Source organism: Oceanobacillus saliphilus (genome assembly GCF_023522835.1).
GTDB classification, from domain to species: domain Bacteria; phylum Bacillota; class Bacilli; order Bacillales; family Amphibacillaceae; genus Oceanobacillus; species Oceanobacillus saliphilus.
This window is the reverse complement of record NZ_JALCZU010000005.1, coordinates 136491-159931: the sequence shown is the minus strand read 5'-3', so window position 1 is coordinate 159931 and position 23441 is coordinate 136491. Positions and strand designations below refer to the sequence as shown.

General features: G+C 39.5%; 20 protein-coding genes, 1 other RNA gene and 1 other annotated feature. Of the genes, 5 read left to right on the top strand and 16 right to left on the bottom strand.

Annotated features, from left to right (window positions below; all coding sequences use genetic code 11):
• Positions 1–1152 (bottom strand): cysteine desulfurase family protein, encoded by a 1152-nt coding sequence (locus MN204_RS10385; RefSeq protein ID WP_249871005.1) that lies wholly within the window; start codon positions 1150–1152, stop codon positions 1–3.
• Between the two features lie 28 nt (positions 1153–1180).
• Complete coding sequence (cymR, locus tag MN204_RS10380) at positions 1181–1600, bottom strand: cysteine metabolism transcriptional regulator CymR (RefSeq protein ID WP_249871004.1); 420 nt, start codon at positions 1598–1600, stop codon at positions 1181–1183.
• 140 nt (positions 1601–1740) lie between these two features.
• On the opposite strand from cymR, the gene MN204_RS10375 reads away from it, so the two are divergent.
• Together MN204_RS10375 and MN204_RS10370 are read left to right on the top strand one after the other, a co-directional pair.
• Positions 1741–3018 (top strand): replication-associated recombination protein A, encoded by a 1278-nt coding sequence (locus tag MN204_RS10375; protein WP_249871003.1) that lies wholly within the window; start codon positions 1741–1743, stop codon positions 3016–3018.
• 84 nt (positions 3019–3102) lie between these two features.
• Positions 3103–3774 carry an RsfA family transcriptional regulator gene (locus MN204_RS10370; RefSeq protein ID WP_249871002.1) on the top strand — a complete coding sequence of 224 codons (672 nt, stop codon included), beginning with the start codon at positions 3103–3105 and terminating at the stop codon, positions 3772–3774.
• Positions 3775–3900: 126 nt separating this feature from the next.
• Here MN204_RS10370 and ssrS read toward each other — a convergent pair.
• From ssrS to MN204_RS10350, 4 genes are all read right to left on the bottom strand, one after another.
• Positions 3901–4095: non-coding RNA, 6S RNA (gene ssrS, locus MN204_RS10365), on the bottom strand.
• Between the two features lie 102 nt (positions 4096–4197).
• Entirely contained in the window at positions 4198–5973 is a 1776-nt protein-coding gene (aspS, locus tag MN204_RS10360) for an aspartate--tRNA ligase (protein WP_249871001.1), read from the bottom strand.
• Complete coding sequence (gene hisS, locus MN204_RS10355) at positions 5966–7258, bottom strand: histidine--tRNA ligase (RefSeq protein ID WP_249871000.1); 1293 nt, start codon at positions 7256–7258, stop codon at positions 5966–5968. The genes aspS and hisS overlap by 8 nt, the downstream gene beginning before the upstream one ends.
• A gap of 65 nt (positions 7259–7323) precedes the next feature.
• Positions 7324–7543, bottom strand: a binding site (T-box leader).
• Positions 7544–7594: 51 nt separating this feature from the next.
• Positions 7595–7768 (bottom strand): hypothetical protein, encoded by a 174-nt coding sequence (locus tag MN204_RS10350; RefSeq protein ID WP_249871123.1) that lies wholly within the window; start codon positions 7766–7768, stop codon positions 7595–7597.
• Between the two features lie 115 nt (positions 7769–7883).
• On the opposite strand from MN204_RS10350, the gene MN204_RS10345 reads away from it, so the two are divergent.
• Entirely contained in the window at positions 7884–8948 is a 1065-nt protein-coding gene (locus MN204_RS10345; protein ID WP_249870999.1) for an N-acetylmuramoyl-L-alanine amidase family protein, read from the top strand.
• A 204-nt stretch (positions 8949–9152) separates the two neighbouring features.
• Here MN204_RS10345 and dtd read toward each other — a convergent pair whose 3' ends face one another.
• From dtd to MN204_RS10310, 7 genes are all read right to left on the bottom strand, one after another.
• Positions 9153–9608, bottom strand: coding sequence for a D-aminoacyl-tRNA deacylase (gene dtd, locus MN204_RS10340; RefSeq protein WP_249870998.1), 456 nt, complete (start codon positions 9606–9608; stop codon positions 9153–9155).
• A 32-nt stretch (positions 9609–9640) separates the two neighbouring features.
• Positions 9641–11842, bottom strand: coding sequence for a RelA/SpoT family protein (locus tag MN204_RS10335; protein WP_249871120.1), 2202 nt, complete (start codon positions 11840–11842; stop codon positions 9641–9643).
• Positions 11843–12040: 198 nt separating this feature from the next.
• Complete coding sequence (locus MN204_RS10330; RefSeq protein ID WP_249870997.1) at positions 12041–12553, bottom strand: adenine phosphoribosyltransferase; 513 nt, start codon at positions 12551–12553, stop codon at positions 12041–12043.
• Positions 12543–14867: a single-stranded-DNA-specific exonuclease RecJ gene (gene recJ, locus MN204_RS10325; RefSeq protein ID WP_249870996.1), complete on the bottom strand. Its 2325-nt coding sequence runs from the start codon at positions 14865–14867 to the stop codon at positions 12543–12545. The genes MN204_RS10330 and recJ overlap by 11 nt, the downstream gene beginning before the upstream one ends.
• A 60-nt stretch (positions 14868–14927) precedes the next feature.
• Positions 14928–15266, bottom strand: a complete 339-nt coding sequence (locus tag MN204_RS10320) for a LapA family protein (protein WP_249870995.1) — start codon at positions 15264–15266, stop codon at positions 14928–14930.
• 115 nt (positions 15267–15381) lie between these two features.
• Entirely contained in the window at positions 15382–17634 is a 2253-nt protein-coding gene (secDF, locus tag MN204_RS10315) for a protein translocase subunit SecDF (protein WP_249870994.1), read from the bottom strand.
• A 46-nt stretch (positions 17635–17680) separates the two neighbouring features.
• Positions 17681–17971 (bottom strand): post-transcriptional regulator, encoded by a 291-nt coding sequence (locus MN204_RS10310; RefSeq protein WP_249870993.1) that lies wholly within the window; start codon positions 17969–17971, stop codon positions 17681–17683.
• Between the two features lie 113 nt (positions 17972–18084).
• On the opposite strand from MN204_RS10310, the gene spoVB reads away from it, so the two are divergent.
• Positions 18085–19632 (top strand): stage V sporulation protein B, encoded by a 1548-nt coding sequence (gene spoVB / locus MN204_RS10305; RefSeq protein ID WP_249870992.1) that lies wholly within the window; start codon positions 18085–18087, stop codon positions 19630–19632.
• 203 nt (positions 19633–19835) lie between these two features.
• Here spoVB and MN204_RS10300 read toward each other — a convergent pair whose 3' ends face one another.
• Positions 19836–21134, bottom strand: a complete 1299-nt coding sequence (locus tag MN204_RS10300; RefSeq protein ID WP_249870991.1) for an ArsB/NhaD family transporter — start codon at positions 21132–21134, stop codon at positions 19836–19838.
• Positions 21135–21264: 130 nt separating this feature from the next.
• Here MN204_RS10300 and MN204_RS10295 point away from each other — a divergent pair, with 130 nt between their 5' ends.
• A complete protein-coding gene (locus tag MN204_RS10295; protein ID WP_249870990.1) occupies positions 21265–21645 on the top strand; it encodes a TIGR04086 family membrane protein in 381 nt (126 codons plus the stop codon).
• 362 nt (positions 21646–22007) lie between these two features.
• Here the strand turns inward: MN204_RS10295 and yajC are convergent, their stop codons facing one another.
• Positions 22008–22268, bottom strand: coding sequence for a preprotein translocase subunit YajC (yajC, locus tag MN204_RS10290; protein ID WP_249870989.1), 261 nt, complete (start codon positions 22266–22268; stop codon positions 22008–22010).
• Positions 22269–22297: 29 nt separating this feature from the next.
• Positions 22298–23437: a tRNA guanosine(34) transglycosylase Tgt gene (gene tgt, locus MN204_RS10285; protein ID WP_249870988.1), complete on the bottom strand. Its 1140-nt coding sequence runs from the start codon at positions 23435–23437 to the stop codon at positions 22298–22300.
• Between the last annotated feature and the right edge of the window lie 4 nt (positions 23438–23441).

Sequence of the window (23441 nt, the reverse complement as noted above, 5' to 3'; positions counted from 1 at the left end):
TCATTCCCTTATCTTTGTTAATCGTTTTACAATTCTTGAAACACGTTCGGACGCTTCTTTTACATTTTCTTCAGTATTGAAGATACCAAAACTGAAACGAATCGAATTTGTCGTACATGGATTATCTTTACCAAACATGGCAGTCAAAACATGAGATGGTTCTACACTACCAGCTGTACAGGCACTCCCACTTGAGGCAGCGATCCCTTCTAGATCAAAGTTCGTTAGCAATGATTCCACATTGGCTCCTGGAAAACTTAGATTGACGATGGATGGAATTGCGGATTGGATATCCCCATTCACTTCAAAATGTATGCCATTGTCCTTCAGTCCATCTATAAAAAGTTGTTTGTATGCTTGATATTGTTGACTTCTCAAGTCCTTATTCTCCATTGCCAGTTCGACAGCCTTTTTAAAACCGGCAGCTCCTGCAATATTTTCTGTGCCTGGACGACGCTTTCTTTCCTGCTCGCCACCATAATGCAAGGCACTGATTTTCGTGTTTTCACTGACGTATAAAAATCCGATTCCCTTTGGCCCATTGATTTTATGGGAGGATACGGTTAGCATATCAATCCCCAACTCTTTAACGTGAATGTCAATCAGACCGAATGCCTGGACTGCATCCGTATGAAAATATGCCTGATGGTTTTTCAATAGCTTACCGATTTCCATGATTGGTTGGATGATGCCCGTTTCATTATTGACATACATAACAGAGACTAGGATTGTTTCGTCCGTCAATGCCTTTTCTAAATCTTCAAGAGAGATTTTTCCATCTTGATATACTGGAAGGTATGTCACATTAAACCCCTGTTTTTCCAATGCTTCAGCAGTATGCAGTACTGCATGATGCTCCTGTACAGTTGTGATAATATGATTACCTTTATCACGGTTTGCAAGAGCTGTCCCCATGAAAGCAAGGTTATCTGCTTCTGTACCTCCACTGGTAAAGGTGATTTCCTTTTCATCCGCATGTATGCTCGCTGCCATTACACGCCTTGCACCATCCAGAATTTGACGTGCCTTCCTTCCGAATGAATGTACACTGGATGGATTCCCAAAAACATCCTTATAAACAGGAAGCATAGCTTTCATTACTTCCTCATCCATCGGAGTGGTAGCAGCATGATCCATATAAATTTGTTCCATAGTACATTTCCTTCCCTTATAAGCGATTCTAGATATAAAACATGTATGCATCCTGTGGTTCATCATTATCATGGTTAGCCAGTTCATCCAATGTCGTCTTATCCAGCACCCCTTTTACCGCATCACGAATTTGTAGCCATAACGATTGTTGTGCAGGCTGTTCGTTTTCGATTCCTTCAACAATTGTCAGCGGACCTTCAAGAACGCGGATAACATCACCTGCTGTAATTTCCTTTGGTTCCATCGCTAAAATATAACCGCCATATGCTCCTCGTATACTTTTAATCAGTCCTGCATTCCGAAGTGGTGATGCAAGCTGCTCCAAATAATGTTCCGACAAATTATTTTCATTGGCTATCGATTTCAAAGATGTCGGTCCTTCCCCGTACTTCTTTGCCAAATCAATCATAATTGTTAACCCATATCTTCCCTTGGTTGAAATCTTCATCTAATTACACCTCTAATTCTTCCCATCGTCCATAATTCTATTAATACATGCTATTATAGCATGAAACGTATGCTCCTTGCATTTAAGCCGAATCAGGATTAAGCTTTTAAGTATATTATTATATATAAAGGACGATAAAAATGAAACAAAAACCTCTTGCATTGCGAATGAGACCGGAACATATTGAAGATATTATTGGTCAGGAACACTTGATTGGCGATGGGAAAATAATCAATCGAATGGTACAAGCTGAACGACTGGCATCGATGATTCTATTTGGACCACCTGGAACAGGCAAAACATCAATGGCATATGCAGTTGCCAAAAGTGTGGGTCTGCCCGTTAAACTATTGAACGCGGTAGCAGATAAAAAGAAAGATATGGAAATTGTTGTTGAAGAAGCAAAAATGATGGGACAGGTTGTTTTGATATTGGACGAGGTCCACAGACTGGACAAGGCAAAACAGGACTTCCTTCTTCCACATTTGGAGAGCAACCTCATTACATTGATTGGCTGTACAACAAGTAATCCATATCATTCTATCAACCCTGCGATCAGAAGCAGATGTCATCTTTTTGAGTTACATGCATTATCCAATGAAAATGTTGAAACAGCTATTGTCCGTGCTATACATGATGAGAGACAAGGTTTTGGGGCGAAAAATATCGTTATGTCGGATGAAGCGATCAGCCATTTCGCCAATGCAGCAAATGGAGACCTCCGTTCTGCCTTAAACGGGCTTGAACTTGCTGTTTCATCGACCCCAGAAAACGAAGATAACCAGATTGTCATTAATCTGGATACAGCTGAAGAATGTATGCAGAAAAAAAGCTTTTCACATGATAAAGACGGGGATGCCCATTACGATGTTCTTTCCGCATTCCAAAAATCAATACGCGGCAGCGATGTGGATGCAGCTCTTCATTATTTAGGACGATTAATTGAAGCCGGGGATTTGGATAGTATTGCACGCCGTATGATCGTCATTGCCTATGAAGATATTGGTCTTGCAAACCCTCAGGCAGGACCACGTGCAGTAGCGGCAGTTCAGGCAGCTGAAAGACTCGGTTTTCCAGAAGCACGAATTCCATTATCTGTAGCCATCGTTGAACTTGCCTTATCACCGAAGTCAAATACTGCCTACAAAGCACTTGATGCCGCTTTGACAGATATAAGAAGCGGCAAAAGTGGAGAGATTCCACCGCACCTGAAGGATTCCCATTATCAAGGTGCCGCTAAGCTTGGTCGTGGAGTGGATTACAAATACCCGCATCATTATAATGGTGCATGGGTTGACCAACAGTACCTGCCTGATTCTATCAAAAATAAAAACTACTACCTACCAAAGAACAGTGGGAAATTCGAACAGGCTCTAAAACAAGTTTATGATAAAATTCAGAGAGATAAAAAGAATTGACGTATAAATCCTTTTTTATAAGGCAACAATAGGCATAAAAGCTACAATCTATTGTTGTACTACTAGAAAAAGGAGTTGAATATAGTGGTAAAAGTCAGACAGGATGCTTGGTCCCATGAAGATGATTTATTGCTTGCTGAAACAGTTTTACGCCATATTAGAGAAGGCAGTACACAATTAAATGCCTTTGATGAAGTTGGTGACAAGTTGAACAGAACATCTGCTGCCTGCGGTTTCCGCTGGAATGCAGAAGTTCGAACAAAATACGAAAGTGCGATCGATCTTGCAAAGAGGCAGAGGAAAGAGAAAAAAAGGGCAATGGGTACCACGCTTAAGAAAACTAGAGTCCCTAGTATGACTCTATCATCTCTATATGAAGAAAACAAAACGGAAGAAGCTGATGACAGCAGTTCACTTGTCATTATGGAACCGCCCGCTATAAATCTAGATACGGTTATTCAGTTTTTAAGAGAACTAAAAAAAGACTACTATGCTTCCAATCAATCAAAATTAACTTTGGAGACAATGGAAAAAGAGAATTCTATGCTGCAGAAGAAAGTGCAGGAACTAGAAAAGCAGCTGTCAACTACAGAAGAACAGCTGGTCTCCATTCAGGAAGACTATCAAACCTTCATTCAAATCATGGATCGCGCAAGGAAAATGACTGTACTTGATGACAAAGGCAATCATGCACCTCCCGCATTCCGTATGGATAAGAATGGGAATCTTGAGCACCTGGCCCAAGGTTCGAACTAGAATTGAACACAAGCCGAAGTGTAGTATATTCACTGGACTGACTGTTATGTGTAAGACATCCTTATCCTTTAAATAATGAATAGACCCTGTATACAATTGTATACAGGGTCTATTCTTATGTATTCACTCAATCCCGATTGTGCCGTCCCATTTTAAGTTTTGATCCCGCTTTAGGCAGGTGGGCACCCTGTTTTACAGATCTTGCGCTTCCGCAATTCCATCAGAACAGCGGCATGCACGCACTGTAAAAACATACACGAGTTCCCAAATATACAGTTGTTCGGTCAAAATACTTTGAACAGACGAACACATCAGGATTTGAGCGATAATTATTAATTTGTAAATAAATATTAACATAATATGGTACTATTTTCAATACAAATTGTTTTAAAAATTCTATTACAAAGACATTCTATTTCTTTATTACTTATCTTTGTTTGCCAGGGATAACTGAATGGAAAGGTCACTCAGTTGTGCATTGCTGACCTCACTTGGTGCATTTGTCAATAAGTCTGAAGCTGAGGCGGTTTTCGGAAACAGAATGGTATCCCTTAGATTCGTTCTTCCTGCCAGCAGCATGATGATCCGGTCAAGACCGAGTGCAATTCCACCATGTGGCGGTGCACCGTATTCCAATGCATCCAATAAGAAGCCAAATTGTTCTTCTGCTTCTTCTTTACTGAATCCTAAGACATGAAACATATGGTCCTGCTGTTCTTTTTGGTATATCCGGATAGAACCTCCTCCAAGTTCGTAGCCGTTAAGAACTAAATCATATGCATTTGCACGGACACTCCCAGGATCTGTTTCTAATTTCGCCATATCCTCTTCCACAGGTGATGTGAACGGATGGTGAGCTGCAAAATATCTTCCAAGATCTTCGTCATACTCAAGCAATGGCCAGTCTGTTACCCATAGGAAATTATATTTAGACTCATCTATTAATTTCAGCTGTTTTCCTAATTTCAATCGTAAAGAACCAAGACTGTCGTGAACTACTGAAGTTTTGTCTGCTACGAACAGCAGTAAATCGCCCTCCTCCACTTCAGCTTTTTCCATCAGATTGAACTTCTCTTCATCGGAAAGGAACTTTGCGATAGGACCTTTCAGCTCATCCTTCTCTAGTTTAAGCCACGCAAGTCCCTTTGCACCATATACCTTTACATCATCGGTCAGCTTGTCAATGTCCTTGCGCGAAAAGTTGGATGCTTCTCCTTTTACATTTAACAAAGCAACCTTTCCACCTGATTCGATTGCCCCCTGAAATACTTTGAATGTTGAATTCCCCAATATATCGGAGACATTAATTAGCTCGAGTCCAAATCTTGTATCCGGTTTATCTGATCCGAAACGTTCCATCGCCTCATCATATGGCAATCTCTTCAATGGCAGCTCGATATCAATGTCCTTTACTTCCTTTACTACTTGCTGCATCATATGTTCCGTCATTTCCATAATTTCATCACTCGTCATAAATGATGTCTCAATATCAACCTGTGTAAATTCAGGCTGACGGTCCGCACGCAAATCTTCATCTCGAAAACATCTTGCAATCTGATAATACTTTTCAAAACCACTCATCATAATTAACTGTTTAAACAACTGTGGTGATTGTGGAAGTGCATAAAATTCACCAGGATGCACACGACTTGGAACGAGATAGTCACGTGCACCTTCTGGAGTGCTTTTCGTCAGGATTGGAGTTTCCATTTCCATAAAATCATTGTCATTCAGGAAATTACGAATGGCCTGAGTTGTTCGATGGCGAAGTTTAAAAGTCTCTTGCAAAGGACTTCTTCTTAAATCAAGATAACGATATTTTAATCTGACATCTTCCGACACATCTGTTTCATCCTGAATCGTAAATGGTGGCGTCTTTGCTTTATTCAGAATTTTAATGGATGTCGCAATGACTTCTATCCTACCTGTTTTCATAGCCATATTTACTGTAGATTCATCACGGGCTACCACTTTCCCGTTTAATTCAACTACATACTCGGAACGGATTTTATCGGCAATTTCCATTGCTTCTTGTGATTGGTCTGGATTGAATACCACCTGTACCATACCCGATTTATCACGGAGATCAATAAAAATCAAGCCGCCCAAATCTCTTCTTTTTTGGACCCATCCTTTCAAAAGGACCGCTTGTCCGATACTTTCTTGTGTTAACTTACCGGCCATCATCCGTTCACTCATCAATTTTACCTCCTAGATACTTTCCTTTGATCATTTCAATAATATCATTTATCGGTACTTCTACTTGTTCACCTGTCGCCATTTCTTTTACATTGACAGTCTGTTTTAGAAGTTCTTCCTCACCAAGAACAATCACATATTTTGATTTGTAACGGTCGGCAGCTTTAAACTGGCCTTTCATTTTTCGATTTTGATAATCTTTATCGACCTGGACACCATTTACCCGGAGCTGATGAACAAGTCTTGCTGCTTCCTTCTCCACTTCATCAGATCCCATCGCGACAACAAAGCAATCCAGACTGTCATTCAGTGGAATTTCGATGTTTTCTGCTTCAAGTGCCATAAGCAGTCGTTCAAATCCCATACCAAATCCGATTCCTGGGATATCAGGCCCACCAAGTTCCTGAATTAACCCGTTATAACGACCACCACCTGCAAGCGTTGTTATTGCACCGAAACCATCTGCTTCACTCATGATTTCAAAAGCAGTATGGTTATAATAATCCAGTCCTCTAACGAGATTTGGATCAACAACATAATCTATCTCCATTACAGATAGATACTGCTGTACTTTATCAAAGTACGCTTTTGATTCCTCATTTAAATAATCGAGGATGGACGGAGCTGTTTTCATTGCAGGATGGTCACGATCTGTCTTACAGTCCAATACTCGAAGCGGATTTTGTAATAGACGATTTTGGCAATCGTTGCATAATTCTTCACGATGTGGGTCAAAATGCTTTACAAGTGCTTCTCTGTGATTATTTCTACTTTCTTTGTCACCTAGGGAATTTATTACCAACTTTAATGATTTTAACCCAAGTTCTTTATACACTGTCATCGCAAGATCAATTACTTCAGCATCTACAGCTGGGTCAGCACTTCCCATTACCTCAACCCCAAATTGGTTCAATTGACGCATTCTTCCTTTTTGAGGACGCTCATAACGGAACATTTGTGCAAAATAATAAAGCTTTACAGGCTGGTTTGGATTGCCAAATAATTTATTTTCCACATATGCCCTTGCTACCGATGCTGTACCTTCAGGTCTTAAAGTCAGGCTTCTTCCACCACGATCTTCAAAGGTATACATTTCTTTTTGAACAATGTCCGTAGAATCACCGACACCCCGCTGAAATACTTCCGTATGTTCAAATAATGGTGTACGGATCTCTTTAAAATGGAATCTGTTACATATATCTTTTATTTTACTTTCAGCGTATTGCCATTTAGCTGCATCATTAGGCAGTATATCCACTGTACCTCTCGGCGCTTTCATACTCATCTTTCGTACCCCCAATAGCTTATTTGATTTGTTGCAAATAAAAAACTCCCGTCCCTTATATAAATATAAGGGACGGGAGTTCACCCGCGTTGCCACCCTAGTTGATGCTAAAGTACCGCACCCGCTCTTCACAGTTAACGCCTGCAAAACGTTTATACCTACTATATTTCGATATAAATCCTCGGGAACGTCTTTCATCAGTCCAGCAGGGAAAATGTTTTCAGCCAATGACATTTTCTCTCTATACAGGTGGTACCTGATTACTTTTTCCTTCATCGGTAGTTATAATTTAAATTAGTTGAATGTCTATTATATTAATCCGAACAACTTATAATGTCAAGAACGACTCAGCTTTTTCTTCAACATTTTAACTTCCTCCATGGAAATACCTAATTCAGATGCAATTTCCATATGTGTTCCTTTACCTTCAGGCTCCACAAAGTGGTGGAGGTCAGCAGAAAAAATCTCCTTTTGATTACCTACATTCCATTGTTTATCACTCATTCTCACTTCAAAAGTTCCTCCTCTTTTGGCAATATCTATTTATCAGTTTTGCCTAAAAGGGAATATTTTATTATACTAAGTAAATAGAATCCATACATATAATTATTTGGGGAGGAAAATTGTGCAAATCAGAAAAACAATTTTATTGGCATTTACTGCATTTATCGCTTCTTTTGTCTTTATTACCGGTAATGCTCATGCCGACGAAGGAATTGTCGAAGGTTCGAGTCTTAATATAAGAAATGGCCCCGGAACGGAATATGAGAGCATTGGAAGAGCAGATACGGGAGAATCTTTCCCAGTCGTCCAGCAAGTCAATGACTGGGTGGAAATCGAATTGCAACATGGGACAGGCTGGGTTTCAGCGGAGTTTATAACAATCAATGAATCGGCTATAAATGATACTACTGTTCTAGATGAAGATCCGGATATCAGTTCCATAACGATCAAGTATCAGAATACGCAGTTAAGAGAAGGACCTTCCACAGAATATGATATTGTAAATTTTGCTGAAAAAGGAGCAGTATTTGATATTATATCGACCACGGGAGAATGGTATGAAGTAGTCAATGAAACCCAAACAGGATTCGTTCTGAAAGAGCTTGTTGAAAAATCTGATGATAAGCTTAGAAACAAAGGCTTTAAAAATAAGACAGTTGTCATTGATGCTGGTCATGGTGGAAGGGATGTTGGGGCAATTGGTGCAAATGGATCGTTTGAAAAGGATATTGCATCTTTGACTGCTCAGGAACTAGAACAGGCGCTGAAGCTTCTTGGAGCCAATGTTCTCCTTACAAGGCAGCAGGATGAATTTATTTCTCTTACGAGCAGAGTAACCTATTCCAACTTTGTTGACACCGATGCATTTATTAGCCTTCACTATAATAGTGTGCCTGAACTTCCTAATGTGTCAGGTATTGAAACGTTTTATTATGCGAAACAAAATGCGTCAATGGCCAACTATATTCATGATGGCATTATCGGAGCAACCGGTGGATCTGATCGTGGAGCACACGAGGGTGACCTTTTGGTTTTGAGATTGAATATGAAACCATCCGTCCTTCTTGAACTTGGTTTTATGTCAAACCCGGAAAAAGAAGCATTACTTCATACAAATGGGTACCAGAAGAAGCTTGTTTCTGGGATTGTTGACGGTCTTGGTAAGTATTTCAATTCAACTAATTAGTTTTAATAATGGACAAAATTAACCGGGCAGGTAGCTGCCCGGTTTTTATTTCTGGGATTTTTCATAATGCTTGTTGCTCTAACATTCTTGGAGTTGATATAAAGCGCGACATATGTGAACGTCTGATAAGTATCTTCGGTAACAGTCTTCATGGAACTTATGTAAGGACTCAAGCAGCACAGCTTTGTACACCGCCAGTCCCTATTATTTATCTAGATTTTCCCTACTGTCGATTATCAAAGTAACCGGGCCTACATTGGTGAATGTCACATCCATCATTGCTCCAAATTTACCGGTTTCAACATCTATTCCCTGCTCTCTTAGGGCCTTATTAAAACGATCATACATATATTTTGCCTCATCCGGCTTTGCAGCCTTCATGAAATTCGGGCGCCTGCCTTTTCGGGTATCCCCATAAAGCGTAAACTGGGAAATCGATAAAATACTTCCATTTACATCTTTCAGGGAAAGATTCATCTTGTTAAATTCATCTTCAAATACACGTAAATGAACGATTTTATTTACAAGATAGTTAACATCTTCTATCGTATCTTCATGTGTCACCCCAAGAAGAACTACAAAGCCATTAGCTATTTTCCCTGTGATTTGACCATCTGCATGGACACTGGCATCTTTTGCCCGCTGTACGACTGCCTTCATCATCCAATTCCCCTTTTGAAAGTATCATTTGCTTATTGAACTGTACGGGTTACCGTATAGACGTCTCTGATTTGCTTAATCCGTTCCACAATCTTTCGTAAATGATTCGTATTATGAATCAGAATCGTGATCTGAATAATCGCCATTTTATTCCTGTCTGATTTTCCATTGACGAGTATAATATTCGTTTTCATTTCATTAACTGCTTGTAGCACTTCATTTAAAAGACCGCGGCGATCATAGCCGGTTATTTGGATATCTACATGATAGTGCTTTTTATCTGTATTTCCATCTTCCCACTCTACATGAAGATAGCGCTCCCTAGCTTCCTCGGTCTGTACATTCGGACAATCCGAACGATGAACAGAAACGCCTCGTCCCTTTGTAATATATCCTAAAATTTCATCACCGGGTACAGGATTACAACATTTCGCAAGCCTTACAAGGAGATTATCGACACCTTCGACTTTAACACCGGAATCCTTTTTATGTGATCTTTTAGGTGCATTGTCGGTCTTTACTTCTTCAATCGTTGAAGCCAGGTCCTGTTCCTTTTGTCTCGTCTGGCGAATTTTCTCTGTAAGTCTTGTTGCAATAAGAGCAGCTGTAATACCCTGATATCCGACAGCAGCATACATGTCTTCTTCATTGGTAAAATTAAATTTATCAAACACCCGCTGCAAGTTATCTGCTACTAAAACTTCCTTTGGTTCAATATTTAAAGCACGGATTTCCTTATCCACTGCTTCCTTGCCTTTGAGAACATTTTCTTCCCTTCTCTGCTTTTTGAAAAATTGCTTAATCTTGCCTTTAGCCTGGGAAGTCTGCGTCATCTTCAGCCAATCCTGTGAAGGTCCATAGGAATGTTTGGAAGTCATTACCTCAACAATATCACCATTTTGCAGTTTATAGTCCAACGGCTCCATTTTGCCGTTGATTTTTGCTCCTATTGTCTTATTACCGATTTCGGTGTGAATCTTATAGGCAAAATCAAGCGGTATGGAACCTGATGGAAGCTCGACAACTTCTCCCTTTGGGGTAAAGACATAAACCATATCAGAAAAAAGATCTATTTTGAGGGATTCGATAAACTCTTCCGCATCATGTGTATCATTTTGCCAATCGAGAATTTCCCGGAACCATGTCAACTTTTCCTCAAATGACTGCTTTCCAGTTTTTACCTGTTTCCCCTCTTTATAGGCCCAATGAGCAGCAATTCCAAATTCCGCAATTTCATGCATTTCCTTTGTTCTTATTTGGACTTCCAGTGGATCGCCTTTCGGGCCAATTACAGTAGTATGAAGCGATTGATATAAATTTTGCTTTGGCATTGCAATGTAATCCTTAAATCTCCCAGGCATTGGTTTCCAATGCGTATGAATAATTCCAAGGACGGCATAACAATCTTTGATGCTCTCTACGATAATTCGGACGGCAAGTAAATCGTATATTTCATTAAACTGTTTATTCTGTTTAACCATTTTCTGATAGATGCTATATAAATGTTTCGGCCGCCCGGACATTTCCGCTTCTATATTTACTTCCTTCAGTTCTTCAGTAAGGCCACCAATAACCTCTTCGATATAGGATTCACGTTCTTCCCTCTTTTGCTTCATCAACTGAACGATTCGGTAGTATTGCTGTGGATTGAGATACCTTAATGCTGTATCTTCCAATTCCCATTTTATCTTTGAAATTCCAAGGCGGTGTGCAAGTGGAGCAAATATCTCCAACGTTTCATTGGAAATACGACGCTGCTTTTCAGCCGAAAGGTGCTTTAAAGTACGCATATTATGCAGCCTGTCCGCAAGTTTGATCAGAATCACCCGGATATCTTTTGCCATTGCCACAAACATCTTCCGGTGATTTTCAGCTTGCTGGGCTTCTTTCGTTTCGTACCTGATTTTCCCCAATTTAGTAACACCGTCCACGAGCATGGCGACCTCATGATTAAATTCTTCTTCCAGCTTCTCTAGTGTTACATCCGTATCCTCAACTACGTCATGCAGAAAACCGCCTGCAATCGTCTCAGCGTCCATCTCAAGATCAGTGAGTATACCAGCAACCTGTACAGGATGAATGATGTATGGTTCTCCAGATTTTCTGAATTGATCATGATGTGCTTCATTTGCGTAATCAAAAGCATGCTGAATCAAGTCGATATCATCATCCGACAAATACATTTTTGCTTTATTTACAATATCTGCTATCGTTAAATTCTCATCTTTTGCCATGTAATCACCTTTACTAGCTGTCTGCATTATTTACCACATATTCACGAATCAGCGTACTTTTCAGTGGTAGCATATATTTCTACAGAATCCTTAAATATTATTAATTATATGCTTTTCAGGTTCAAGTGTCTATTTAAAATTTTATAAAATAATAGGTCTGACGTTATTTACCATATCGTCAGACCTATTATTCAATTATTAATATGTCATTAATGCTAACACATCATAGCCATCCAGTTTTTCTTTTCCGTCCAAATAGCTTAATTCAATCAGAAATGCACAACCAACAACAATACCGCCAAGTTCTTCAACAAGATTAATTGTTGCTTCGATTGTTCCACCAGTGGCAAGTAAATCATCCGTAATTAATACACGCTGTCCTGGTTTGATTGCATCTTTATGAATTGTTAATACATTTGTACCATATTCGAGGCCATAATCCACTTTAATGACTTCTCGTGGAAGCTTTCCTTCCTTACGTACAGGTGCAAAACCAACTTCAAGAGCATAGGAAACCGGACAACCGACAATAAAACCTCTCGCCTCTGGACCCACTACGATATCAATTTCCTTTTCCTGTGCAAATGCCACGATCTCATCAACAGCTGCTTTGAATGCTTTCCCATTATCCATCAATGGCGTGATATCTTTAAATTGAATTCCCTTTTTAGGCCAATCTTCTACAATTTTAATATATTGCTTATAATCCATTTACTACTTCCTCCTTGGGACTTCCCAAATAATCCACACAACTTGTGAACCATGCTTTTAATTCATCGTAATTTGAATAGTATAGTTGTTTTTCAATAGCTGCTTTATGGAGTCGCTGTTGATATAATTTTGAATCTTGCAGGTCTTTTTTATCCGGCTTCGAATTCACTTCTATCATACCATTATCTATTTTAACAAACCCGAGTTCAAAAAACACTTTTGAAATAAAGATGACTTTGTCTTTACTCCATCCTTTATGATTCATAATCGTTGTAATTTCCTGTTTCAGATCCATTACTTTACGCTGTCTGATCAGTGCATAAAACCATACGAAATCTTCCCTTGTAGGAAATGCCGACATATATGCACTGTTTTCTATATGAAAGCACACATAAATATTCCAAGGTTTTATTTGCTGAATAATTTTCTTCAATGCATCGAGCTGATCAGGAAGATCGTAAATATACAGCGTTTGTTTCTCTACCAAAGAATCAACAGAAGTATGATAAGTAATATGTTCTACGTGAGAGTGAATTGTTTCATTCGAATTACTTACGATTATTTCCTTCCCATTGCCTGCAGGTTTAATATCCGTATTTCGCTTTCCTCTGAAATCAAACAGCTGCCACTCATCAATCTTCATATCCTGAATTAGAATTTGTGCCTTTCTGTTCCCATTCCATTCATTGATTCCAAGCTCTCCTGCAATTGTCAGCGGAGTGTTTGGAGAAATGTTACCATAAAGTTCACCCATTCCAAAACCTATTCCATCAAGTAAATTGCCGTTTTTTCTGAACTGGAGCTTTAAATGATTTTTTGCACTGCCAATTCGTTTTGCGTCAGAAGGAATTTCCTTCAGCTGAAAGACCGGTTTTGGATTTTTCATACCAAAGGGGGCGAGCTTATCGATTTCCGTTACAAGATCCTCCTGTATATCTTCCATCGTTAACGCTGCACTTATGAAAATTTCCTGTTTAAAATCTTCCTCAGACAATTCCTCGTGAATAAAAGAATCAAGCTGTTCCTGTACAACTGCAAGGTTTTCGATTGGGAATGTCATCCCTGCTGCTTGTGAATGACCTCCGAAATGAGTAAATAACTCCCTGATTTTCATGCAGTTCTGGAAAAGGTCAAATGCAGGAATACTTCTTGCAGAACCTTTAACTGTTCCGCTTTCCGGCTTAATTGTCAACACAATTGCTGGTCTATCGTATTTCCGAACTAGTTTGGAAGCTACAATACCAAGTACGCCCTCATTCCATCCTTCTTTTGCTGCAATAATAACACCGTGGGGTTCCGAGGACTCAACGATTAATTCTGCCTCGCTCACAATATCATTTACAATTTTTTTTCGTTGCTGATTAATGGAATCAATCTCATCCGCCATTTCCTGTGCAGTATCATGATCCTCAGTCAAAAGCAATTGTACAGCCAAGTCCGCATCCTGTAGTCTGCCAACAGCATTTATTCTTGGCCCTATCAAGAATCCAACATCTTCTTCGGAAACATTTCCTTCGATATTGCAAACTCGTTTAAGCGCCTTGATTCCCGGGTTATTTGAAATCGTCAATGCATGCAGTCCGTAAAATGCCAAAATCCGATTTTCATCTACTAACGGAACAAGGTCAGCTATTGTCCCTATTGCTGCAAACTCCAATAAATGCTTTGGGAAATAACCAAGCAAAACCTCAGCAAATTTAAAAGCCACTCCTACACCCGCGAGCTCCTGAAAAGGATACTCAGGTGAGCATTTCGGATGAAGTATCGCAAAGGCATCCGGCAATTCTCCCTGTGGTTCATGGTGGTCGGTTACGATCAAGTCAATACCTAAATGTCTGGCTACTTCCGCCTCATGAACAGAAGCAATCCCTGTATCAACTGTTATAATCAGAGTATACCCATTTTCAGCAGCTGCCTTGAAAGCCGCCTCATTGGGACCATATCCCTCTTTGAAACGGTTTGGAATATAATAATCACATATTGCACCAATTTCTTCCAATGCTTTCATAAGGACAGTAGTTGAACTTACTCCATCTGCATCATAGTCTCCAAACACCAGAATTTTCTCATTGGAGGCTATTGCTTTATGTACTCGTTCTGCTGCTATTTCAATGGAATCAATCTTTAATGGACTGTGTAAATTTTTAATATCAGGTGATAAAAATTGCCTGGCTTCCTCGACGTTGGTAATTCCCCTAAGCTGCAGAAGCTTTTTTACAGTAGGTGACAAATCAAGCGAATCATCATTTGCTAATATATTTGTATTATCGTCCTCTGTTTTTGTATAAACCCATTTTGACTTACTCTCTAACATAATTTCACCCCTGACTAATCTATTATACAAAAGAGTAGCAGGGGTAGCAATCAGAATTATTTAGTTACTGCGATTATTATTCTCCGGATCTTCTTTTGGGTCCTTCTTCGTATTTTCTCTATCTAATGGAATACCGTTTTCCTCGAGTTTTTGAGTTAATTTGGCCTTCTCAACTTTCAACAATTTTATGTCTTTTTGTAATCGGTAAAAACGCAAGACCCCAACCGAAGCTGTAATAACGCCACCCATCAGAACAGAAAATAAAATGACGAGTATCAATGGTGATTCCTGTGTCCAAAAAAGATAATTCACTTCTACAGGATCAACATTCGTCACAGCGAATACCGCGACAATAATAACTAGAATAATTGCCAGAATGACATATGTCTGTCCTTTCATCTTAAAACAACCTCCTTCTTTCGTATTAAACAGTAGTTAATCATCTATCGTTCTGCAGTGTTCCTGTATATGTAACAAGCTCTGCCGGAAACTCCAGCAAAGCTTGTAGTTGTTTTTATACCTGAGGACCTTCTACCCGCTTTTTCTTGGTGAAATCCAAAGGTTTATCTTTAATGGTTCTTCCCCTCCATACAAGCCATATCTGTGAAGCCAGTAATAGGGAAGAATAAGTTCCGGCAATTAAACCGACTAATAGCGCTATCGCAAACACCGTAATGGAAGATGCCCCCAATACAAGAAATGCCAACACTGCTATGATAGTTGTAAAAGAAGTATTGATGGTTCTAGTGAAAGATTCAATTATACTCGTATTTACAACACCAGCAAGCTGTTTGAATGATTTGACCCGCTTTTTCTTTCTAATATTTTCCCTGATGCGGTCAAATATAACGATCGTATTGTTAATGGAGTATCCAACAATTGTTAGTATGGCAGCAACAATCGTAATGTCAAATTCGAGCTGTGTCACACTGAAGACTGCAAGCACAATAAATACATCATGGAGCAATGCTATCAATGCCGTTATTGCAAAGAAAAACTCAAAACGGATGGTTACATAAATGATCATAAATATCGATGCAATTGCTACTGCATAGATTGCATTTTTAACCAGTTCCTGACCTACAATTGGTGATACGACACTGACACTCGGATCCTGCCCATACGTCTCGTTAAAATATACTTGTACTTCTTCAACTTTAGTATCCGTTAGTACATGTTCAAACCTTGTTACTGCAAGTTCATTATTATTACCAGATAGCACAATTGAATTAGCTTCCAGCCCAAGATCTTCAAATCCAGCTTCCACTTCCTCCACTGTGAGGGTTGTATCGGATACGACCTCAACACGCGACCCACTCGTGAAATCAATACCTGGATTAATTTGGAAAGCAGTCAGCGAAATTGCCCCAATAATAACAATGATTAATGTTCCAATGAAATATTTCTTTCGATGCTGTACGAAATCCACATGACGATGGAACAATTTCGGGTCCTCTTCATGTTGGGCGATATCCTTTATTTCTGTCTTTTTCACGCCAAACCATGTTTTTCTTTTTGTAAGATAACCACTCTGCACCCACAATCCCAACAGAATTCTTGTTCCCAATACAGCTGTAAGGAAACTGATCACGATACTGATGATGAGCATGGTTGCAAAACCTTTAACAGAACTTGTCCCAAAAATGAACAGAACAGCCGCTGCAATCAATGTCGTAATATTAGCATCCAAGATTGTTGTAAGGGAGTTCTTATTCCCTGTCTTAAACGCTGCTTTAACGGATTTCCCTGTCCGCAATTCTTCTTTAATCCGTTCAAAGGTAATAACATTTGCATCGACAGCCATACCTACTCCTAGGATTAAAGCCGCAATACCTGGCAATGTCAGAACGCCATTCAGCAGCTCAAATACCAATAGTACAAGGTAGACATAGAAGGTTAGATTGATTGCCGCTATGAAACCAACAAATCGGTAGAAAACAACTAAAAATAGCAGAATCAGACCGATACCAACGATTCCCGCAAGCATGGTTTCGTTTAATGCCTGTTCCCCAAATTGTGCACCTACAGAGGTAGAGAAAATTTCTGTCATATGAACAGGCAAGGAACCTGAGTTAATAATATCTGCCAATTGTTTCGCGGACTCGACTGTGAAATAACCCGATATCATTACATTCGTTGTGTGTAAAGGTTCGCTTACATTTGGTGCCGATACAAATTTAGGTTCAGCTTCAAATGCTTCTTTGGCATAGGAATCGCCTTCCTGAAAGTCCATCCAAATCACAAGTTTATTATCAGGAGGAGTCATTTGACTGATTTGAGTGGTTACTTCACCAAATTCAGCTGCATCTTTTAACTGCAGCGTTACAATTGGGGCATTTGTCTGTGGATCGAAATCCTGTCTAGCACTGCCCTCCCTAACGTCAGTACCATCAAGTAGTTCGTTATCATTTACATCACGAAAAGATAATTGCGCAGATGTTGATAGCAAGTCTCTTGCTTCAGACTGATTTTCAACGCCCGCAAGCTGAACCCGAATTCTATCTTCACCTTCAATATTAATGACTGCTTCACTGATTCCAAGTCGGTTGACACGATCATTTAAGGTCTGAACGGTACCTTCTAGCAATCCTCTTGAAACTTCCTGATTTTCATCAACAGGCTCAACCTCATACAGTACTTCGAATCCTCCTTGAAGATCCAAACCAAGATTAATATCTTTTGTAATTCCTGTTACCGTTGATCCGATTGTTCCTGCCAAAACTAAAACGACAAGAAAAAAGGCAACGATCCTGCCTCTTTTTTTCATTAAATATACTTCCTCCTTACTATTTCAAAACAACTATGTAGAATTTCTATTCTTCTTTTCCTGTCAGAGCAGCTATTGAAGCCATCAGATTATCATTTTGGTAGGAACTCATTGTCAAATAGCTTAAATAGGTACCGGAAGCCAAATGAAGTACGTCCTGTACGATCTCGTGGAGTCGTTTTTCAGGTTCTCCTTTCCATACTTTCTGCTTCAGACAGCTCCATACATCTTCAGGTGACGCCTGGGAGTACCCCATCATTTCCAATTCTTCTGCTTTACTTTTTAGAGCAGGAATGATCATTTGTTTCCATTCCGTCACGGTTTGTTTGATTTCCATCTTATCCCACCAATTCCCGTTATATACTTTTAGTCTGTCATGCTTTGTACACCTTTTTGCATATATATCATTGTATATGAAAATTAATTATTTGAGAAGGCAGGTCGACGAAAATGACCAAACAAACATTTTTGCAGGGTGCAATGATTTTAATTATCGCAGGAATGATTACCCGGTTCATGGGTTTTATTAATCGGATTGTAGTGGCAAGACTTATGGGTGAAGAGGGTGTTGGCCTGTATATGATGGCACTGCCGACTCTTTTTCTTGTAATGACTTTAACACAGCTCGGACTACCTGTTGCAATCTCCAAACGGGTTGCTGAAGCAGACGCAGTCAATGACCAGGGGAAAATTAAGAAAATTGTTATCGTGTCATTGGTTATCACTTTGTTTTCCAGTATTTTATTCACGATTCTATTGGCACTTGGTGCTCCATATCTGGCATCCACCCTATTAACAGATAGCAGGTCCATGCTGCCGCTTCTCGCCATCAGTCCTATCATTCCCATTACAGCAGTAGCCGCTGTGATTCGAGGCTATTTTCAGGGCAAACAGAATATGAAGCCGCAAAGTTATGCCCAGGTTATCGAACAGATAGTACGTATCGCATGTGTTGCTTTTTTTGTAAATCTCCTGCTCCCTTATGGAGTTGAATATGCGGCCGCTGGTGCGATGATCAGCGTTATACTCGGTGAGTTTATTTCACTGATGTATATGATTTACGTATTTAAAAGAAAGAAAACAGTAAAGATCAGAAGCAAATTCTTTTCCTATTTCAAATCCGGACAAACTGTTGCAAAAGAACTGTTCTCGATTGCACTTCCAAGCCTTGGAAGTAGGATGATTGGTTCCATCTCCAATTTTCTTGACCCAATACTCGTATTTCAAAGTCTTGCTATTGCAGGAATTTCCAGCTCCATTGCAACAAAACAATATGGGGAGTTAACCGGATATGTGATGCCGTTATTATTTCTTCCTACGTTTATTACCCATTCGCTTTCCGTAGCACTTGTTCCTTCCATTGCAGAGGCTGAAGCCAATAGAAACAGACAGATGATCCATTATCGAATCCATCAATCAATAAGAATTTCTTTTGCATCAGGAGCTATCTCGACGGTGGTACTATCTTTATTTTCCGTTCAGCTTCTCACGTATATGTATGGAACAGGCAATGCCAGCCACTATCTTGTATTGATGGCCCCTTTCTTCTTGCTGCTTTATATTCAGGCACCATTGCAAGCGGCTCTACAGGCACTTGACCTGGCCAGACCAGCAATGTGGAACAGTTTGATTGGTATGGCTCTAAAATCTATTGTCCTATTGACACTTGCTACCAATCCAAACTTTGGAATCATGGGGGCTGCTATCGCAATTAGTTGTGGCATAGTAGTGGTAACCCTGCTTCATTTGGCAGTGCTTCATAAAGAAATAGGTTATGCAATTCCACTTGTTGATGGAATCAAAATGGCTTTTTTGCTTGCACTTTCCTGGCTCGTCGGAAGCTCCCTTAAGAATCTGATGGAGAACATGGAATACAATTTAGTAATATTTCTCCTGATTCTAATCGTATTTACCGCTGTTTACGTGCTTATGCTCTTTTTACTCAGGTTTATTACGAAAGAAGAAATTAAACAAATTCCTTTCTTTCAAAGAAAGTAAAAAAATGACACTTCTCTTTCGTTCTGATTCGTAAAGTATCAACGTTTCACTGCGGTAATTCTTACATTTAAACAGCCACGTCCAACGAGAGCGCTTACCCTCTGAGACCTGAAATTAAAAAACTCCCTGTGGCTAAGAAACGCCACTGGGAGTTTTTTAATTAAGCTTATCTGGTGGTGAGCGCTTTTGTTACTATGTCAGGTCTACACTTGTCCCATATAAGGGATGAGATAGCGAAGGTAAATATAAATGGTTGATACAATCAAAGATAAAATAACAATAGGTATTCCATATTTCATAAATCGGATAAATGAGATTTTCTGATTATCTGCTTCTGCCATTCCAGCAACAACGACGTTTGCCGAAGCTCCTACCAGAGTGGCATTCCCTCCTAGACAGGCTCCGAGCGCGAGTGCCCACCATATTGGATCTAGGTAAACCATACCATATGTTTCAAATTCATGTATGACGGGAATCATCGCAGCTACAAACGGAATATTATCAATAAACCCTGAAAATAGGCCTGAGACCCACAATATTAGCAATGCTGTTTTTACATAATCGCCTTCCGTTGATACAACAATCATTCTTGCCATCTCATCTATAACCCCTACCTGTTGCAAACCTCCTACAATCGCAAACAGACCGATGAAAAAGAATAATGTCACCCATTCCACTTTTGAAAGGATTTCTTCGGTTTCTAGCTCTTTCTCCGTCAATAATAATAGCAATATTGCACCTGTAAGTGCAATAGCAGTCATTTCAATATGCAATATCGAGTGCAGTAGAAATCCGAGTAACGTCAGCAAAAGCACTGCAACAGATTTATAAAGCAATGGGGATATAGTTAGATTCTCTTTTGCATCAATAGCTAAAATATTTTCCAGGTTAGGCTTTATTTTAGATAACGTCCCTTTAAATAAAATCACGATGAAACCGATAAGGATTACAAACATGACGATTGCTACCGGTGCAGTATGCTGAATGAACAAAAGAAATGTAAAGTGTTCAACAGCCTGTCCAATCATGATGTTAGGGGGATCTCCAATCAATGTTGCCGCTCCACCGATATTCGAGCTAAAAATGATCGTTAATAAATAAGGAAATACCGGGAGTTTGAGCATTTTAGTTATTTTCAGCATTACTGGTACAAAAATCAGTACCGTTGTCACATTATCGAGGAAAGCTGATCCGATAGCGGTAAGCAATGCCGAACCAATTAATAGATGCATTGGATTACCACGTACCTTCTGGGCAAAGCGGATTGCTATAAATGTGAATAAACCTGTTTTTTCCGTTATAGATATAAGCACCATCATGGAAAATAATAATGCAATTGTATTCCAGTCTATATACTGAAAGAAAACTTCTTGTGTCGAATATATCCCTGTCAATAACAGAAGTACTCCTCCTGCAAGTGAGGCTATGGCACGGTTTATTTTCTCTGTCATGATAAAAAAATAACTGACCATAAAAATCAATGCTGCAAGAATTACATCCATATTACCCCTCTTTCATTCATAGGCTAATCCTTCCATAGATTATATGCTCCGTAAAATAAAATATTTTCTTCTAATTTAAATTGATACGAATAATATAAAGATAGACGGACAAACATTAGGGGGGAAACAGATGCAAAAAAATCAGTTTATTGCATTGTTGTATGGTTGGATTGCAGTCTTCGGCATCATTCTACTATCCAGTTTTATATTGGCTCTCATTCTGAATTTCACAGCATTCGAACGGCCAGGCTTAGAATGGGCAACTTTGATTATCGGATTGTTGGCGCTCTTTAGCGGTGGAATCATAGCTGGGATTAAAGGAAAGGCAAAAGGTTGGATGATTGGAGGTACAATCGGACTCGGTTTTTCTCTCATTATTTTTTTGATACAGTATCTTGGATACCAGCAAGGTTTTTCACTGGAACAGTCACTTTATCATCTCGCCTATTTAGGTGCGGCATTATTAGGAGGTATTATCGGAGTCAACCTGGTCGGTGCTTCAAATGATTAATTCCTTAAAAAGACATTAGGAGTATTCGCCTCTATTTCTGCGAAAGCGCTGAACGTTTCAAACGTTTGAAAACAAAGTTTATTTTGGCATAGAAATGAACTAGGTATAGCCACCGCGAATTAGTTAATAATCTATTTAGAACTCTCATGCTATCTTTAGTTGTATAATGATGTGGTGACGTTGCCTAGTAAAGCTCTGCCAAATAAAAAAGAAGTTAATGCTAAGAGGCATTAACTTCTTTTTTTGGTTCCCTTTAACAGCATAGGAAGATGTGTTTTTCTATGTATTGACATATACATAATGCGAGTATCTGGATAAGCCAAAGATAATAATGTTCCTCAGCTTATAACCCGGACACCTTATTAAGACTGTTTTACTTCACGAATCGCAGAGCGGTCATACGTAAGTTTTGCGCCATCACTTGTTGTGAGTACAATTGTAGCTTCATCAAGTGCATGGACCTTAGCGTGTAAACCACCGATTGTTACGATGTCATCACCTTTTTGCAGGTCGTTCTGCATTTGTCTTACTTGCTTCTGACGCTTTTGCTGCGGACGAATAAGCAAGAAGTAGAAAATTACGAACATCAAAATGATCGGAGCTAAAGAAATAAGCATTTCCATATTTTTTTCACCTCTTTCTATAGATATATTTAGAAGTTCTTTGGATTCGGTTTATTCAAACCATATTGCTCAAAGAATGACTCTCTAAAGTCACCAAGTCGATCTTCTTTTATAGCAGCTCGGACTTGTTCCATTAATTTTACCAGAAAATGCAGGTTATGATAAGTAGTAAGTCTGAAACCGAATGTTTCATTGCATTTTACTAAGTGACGGATATATGCCCGCGAATAATTTTTGCAGACATGACAGTCACAATTTTCATCAATTGGGCCGAAATCTCTCGCATACTTGGCATTTCTTACAACGAGTCGCCCACTCGAAGTCATACACGTACCATTACGAGCAATCCTTGTTGGCAGCACACAATCAAACATATCAATTCCACGGATAGCGCCATCGATCAGTGAATCCGGTGAACCCACTCCCATCAGATAGCGTGGTTTATTGGCAGGCATTAAAGGCGTCGTTGTTTCAAGAACACGATTCATAATATCTTTTGGTTCCCCCACAGAAAGACCACCGATTGCATATCCAGGAAAGTCGAGGGAAACAAGATCTTGAGCACTTTGTTTTCTTAAATCCTCATATTCTCCACCTTGAATAATTCCAAAAAGACCTTGTACATCTTTTCTTTCGTGTGCTTCCAAACATCTCTCAGCCCAGCGCGAAGTCCTCTCTACGGATGATTTCATATATTCATGTGTTGCAGGGTACGGTGGGCACTCATCAAATGCCATCATAATATCTGAACCTAGTGCATTTTGTATTTGCATTGCCTTTTCTGGAGATAAAAATAACTTATCACCATTCAGATGATTGCGAAAATGAACACCTTCCTCTTTAATCTCCCTCATGTCACTTAAGCTGAAAACCTGAAAACCACCAGAATCTGTGAGGATAGCTCCATTCCAGTTCATAAATTTGTGGAGTCCCCCAGCTTCGCGGATGATGTCCTCACCAGGGCGCAGCCATAAATGATACGTATTGGAGAGAATTATTTTGGCGTCCATTTGGTGCAGCTCTTCCGGACTCATCGTTTTCACTGTTGCTAATGTACCAACAGGCATGAATGTCGGTGTATCGAAAGAACCATGTGGTGTGTGGACCTTTCCGAGCCTGGCACCTGTCTGTTTGTCTGTCTTTATTAATTCATATGTTATTGGTGTCATCGTA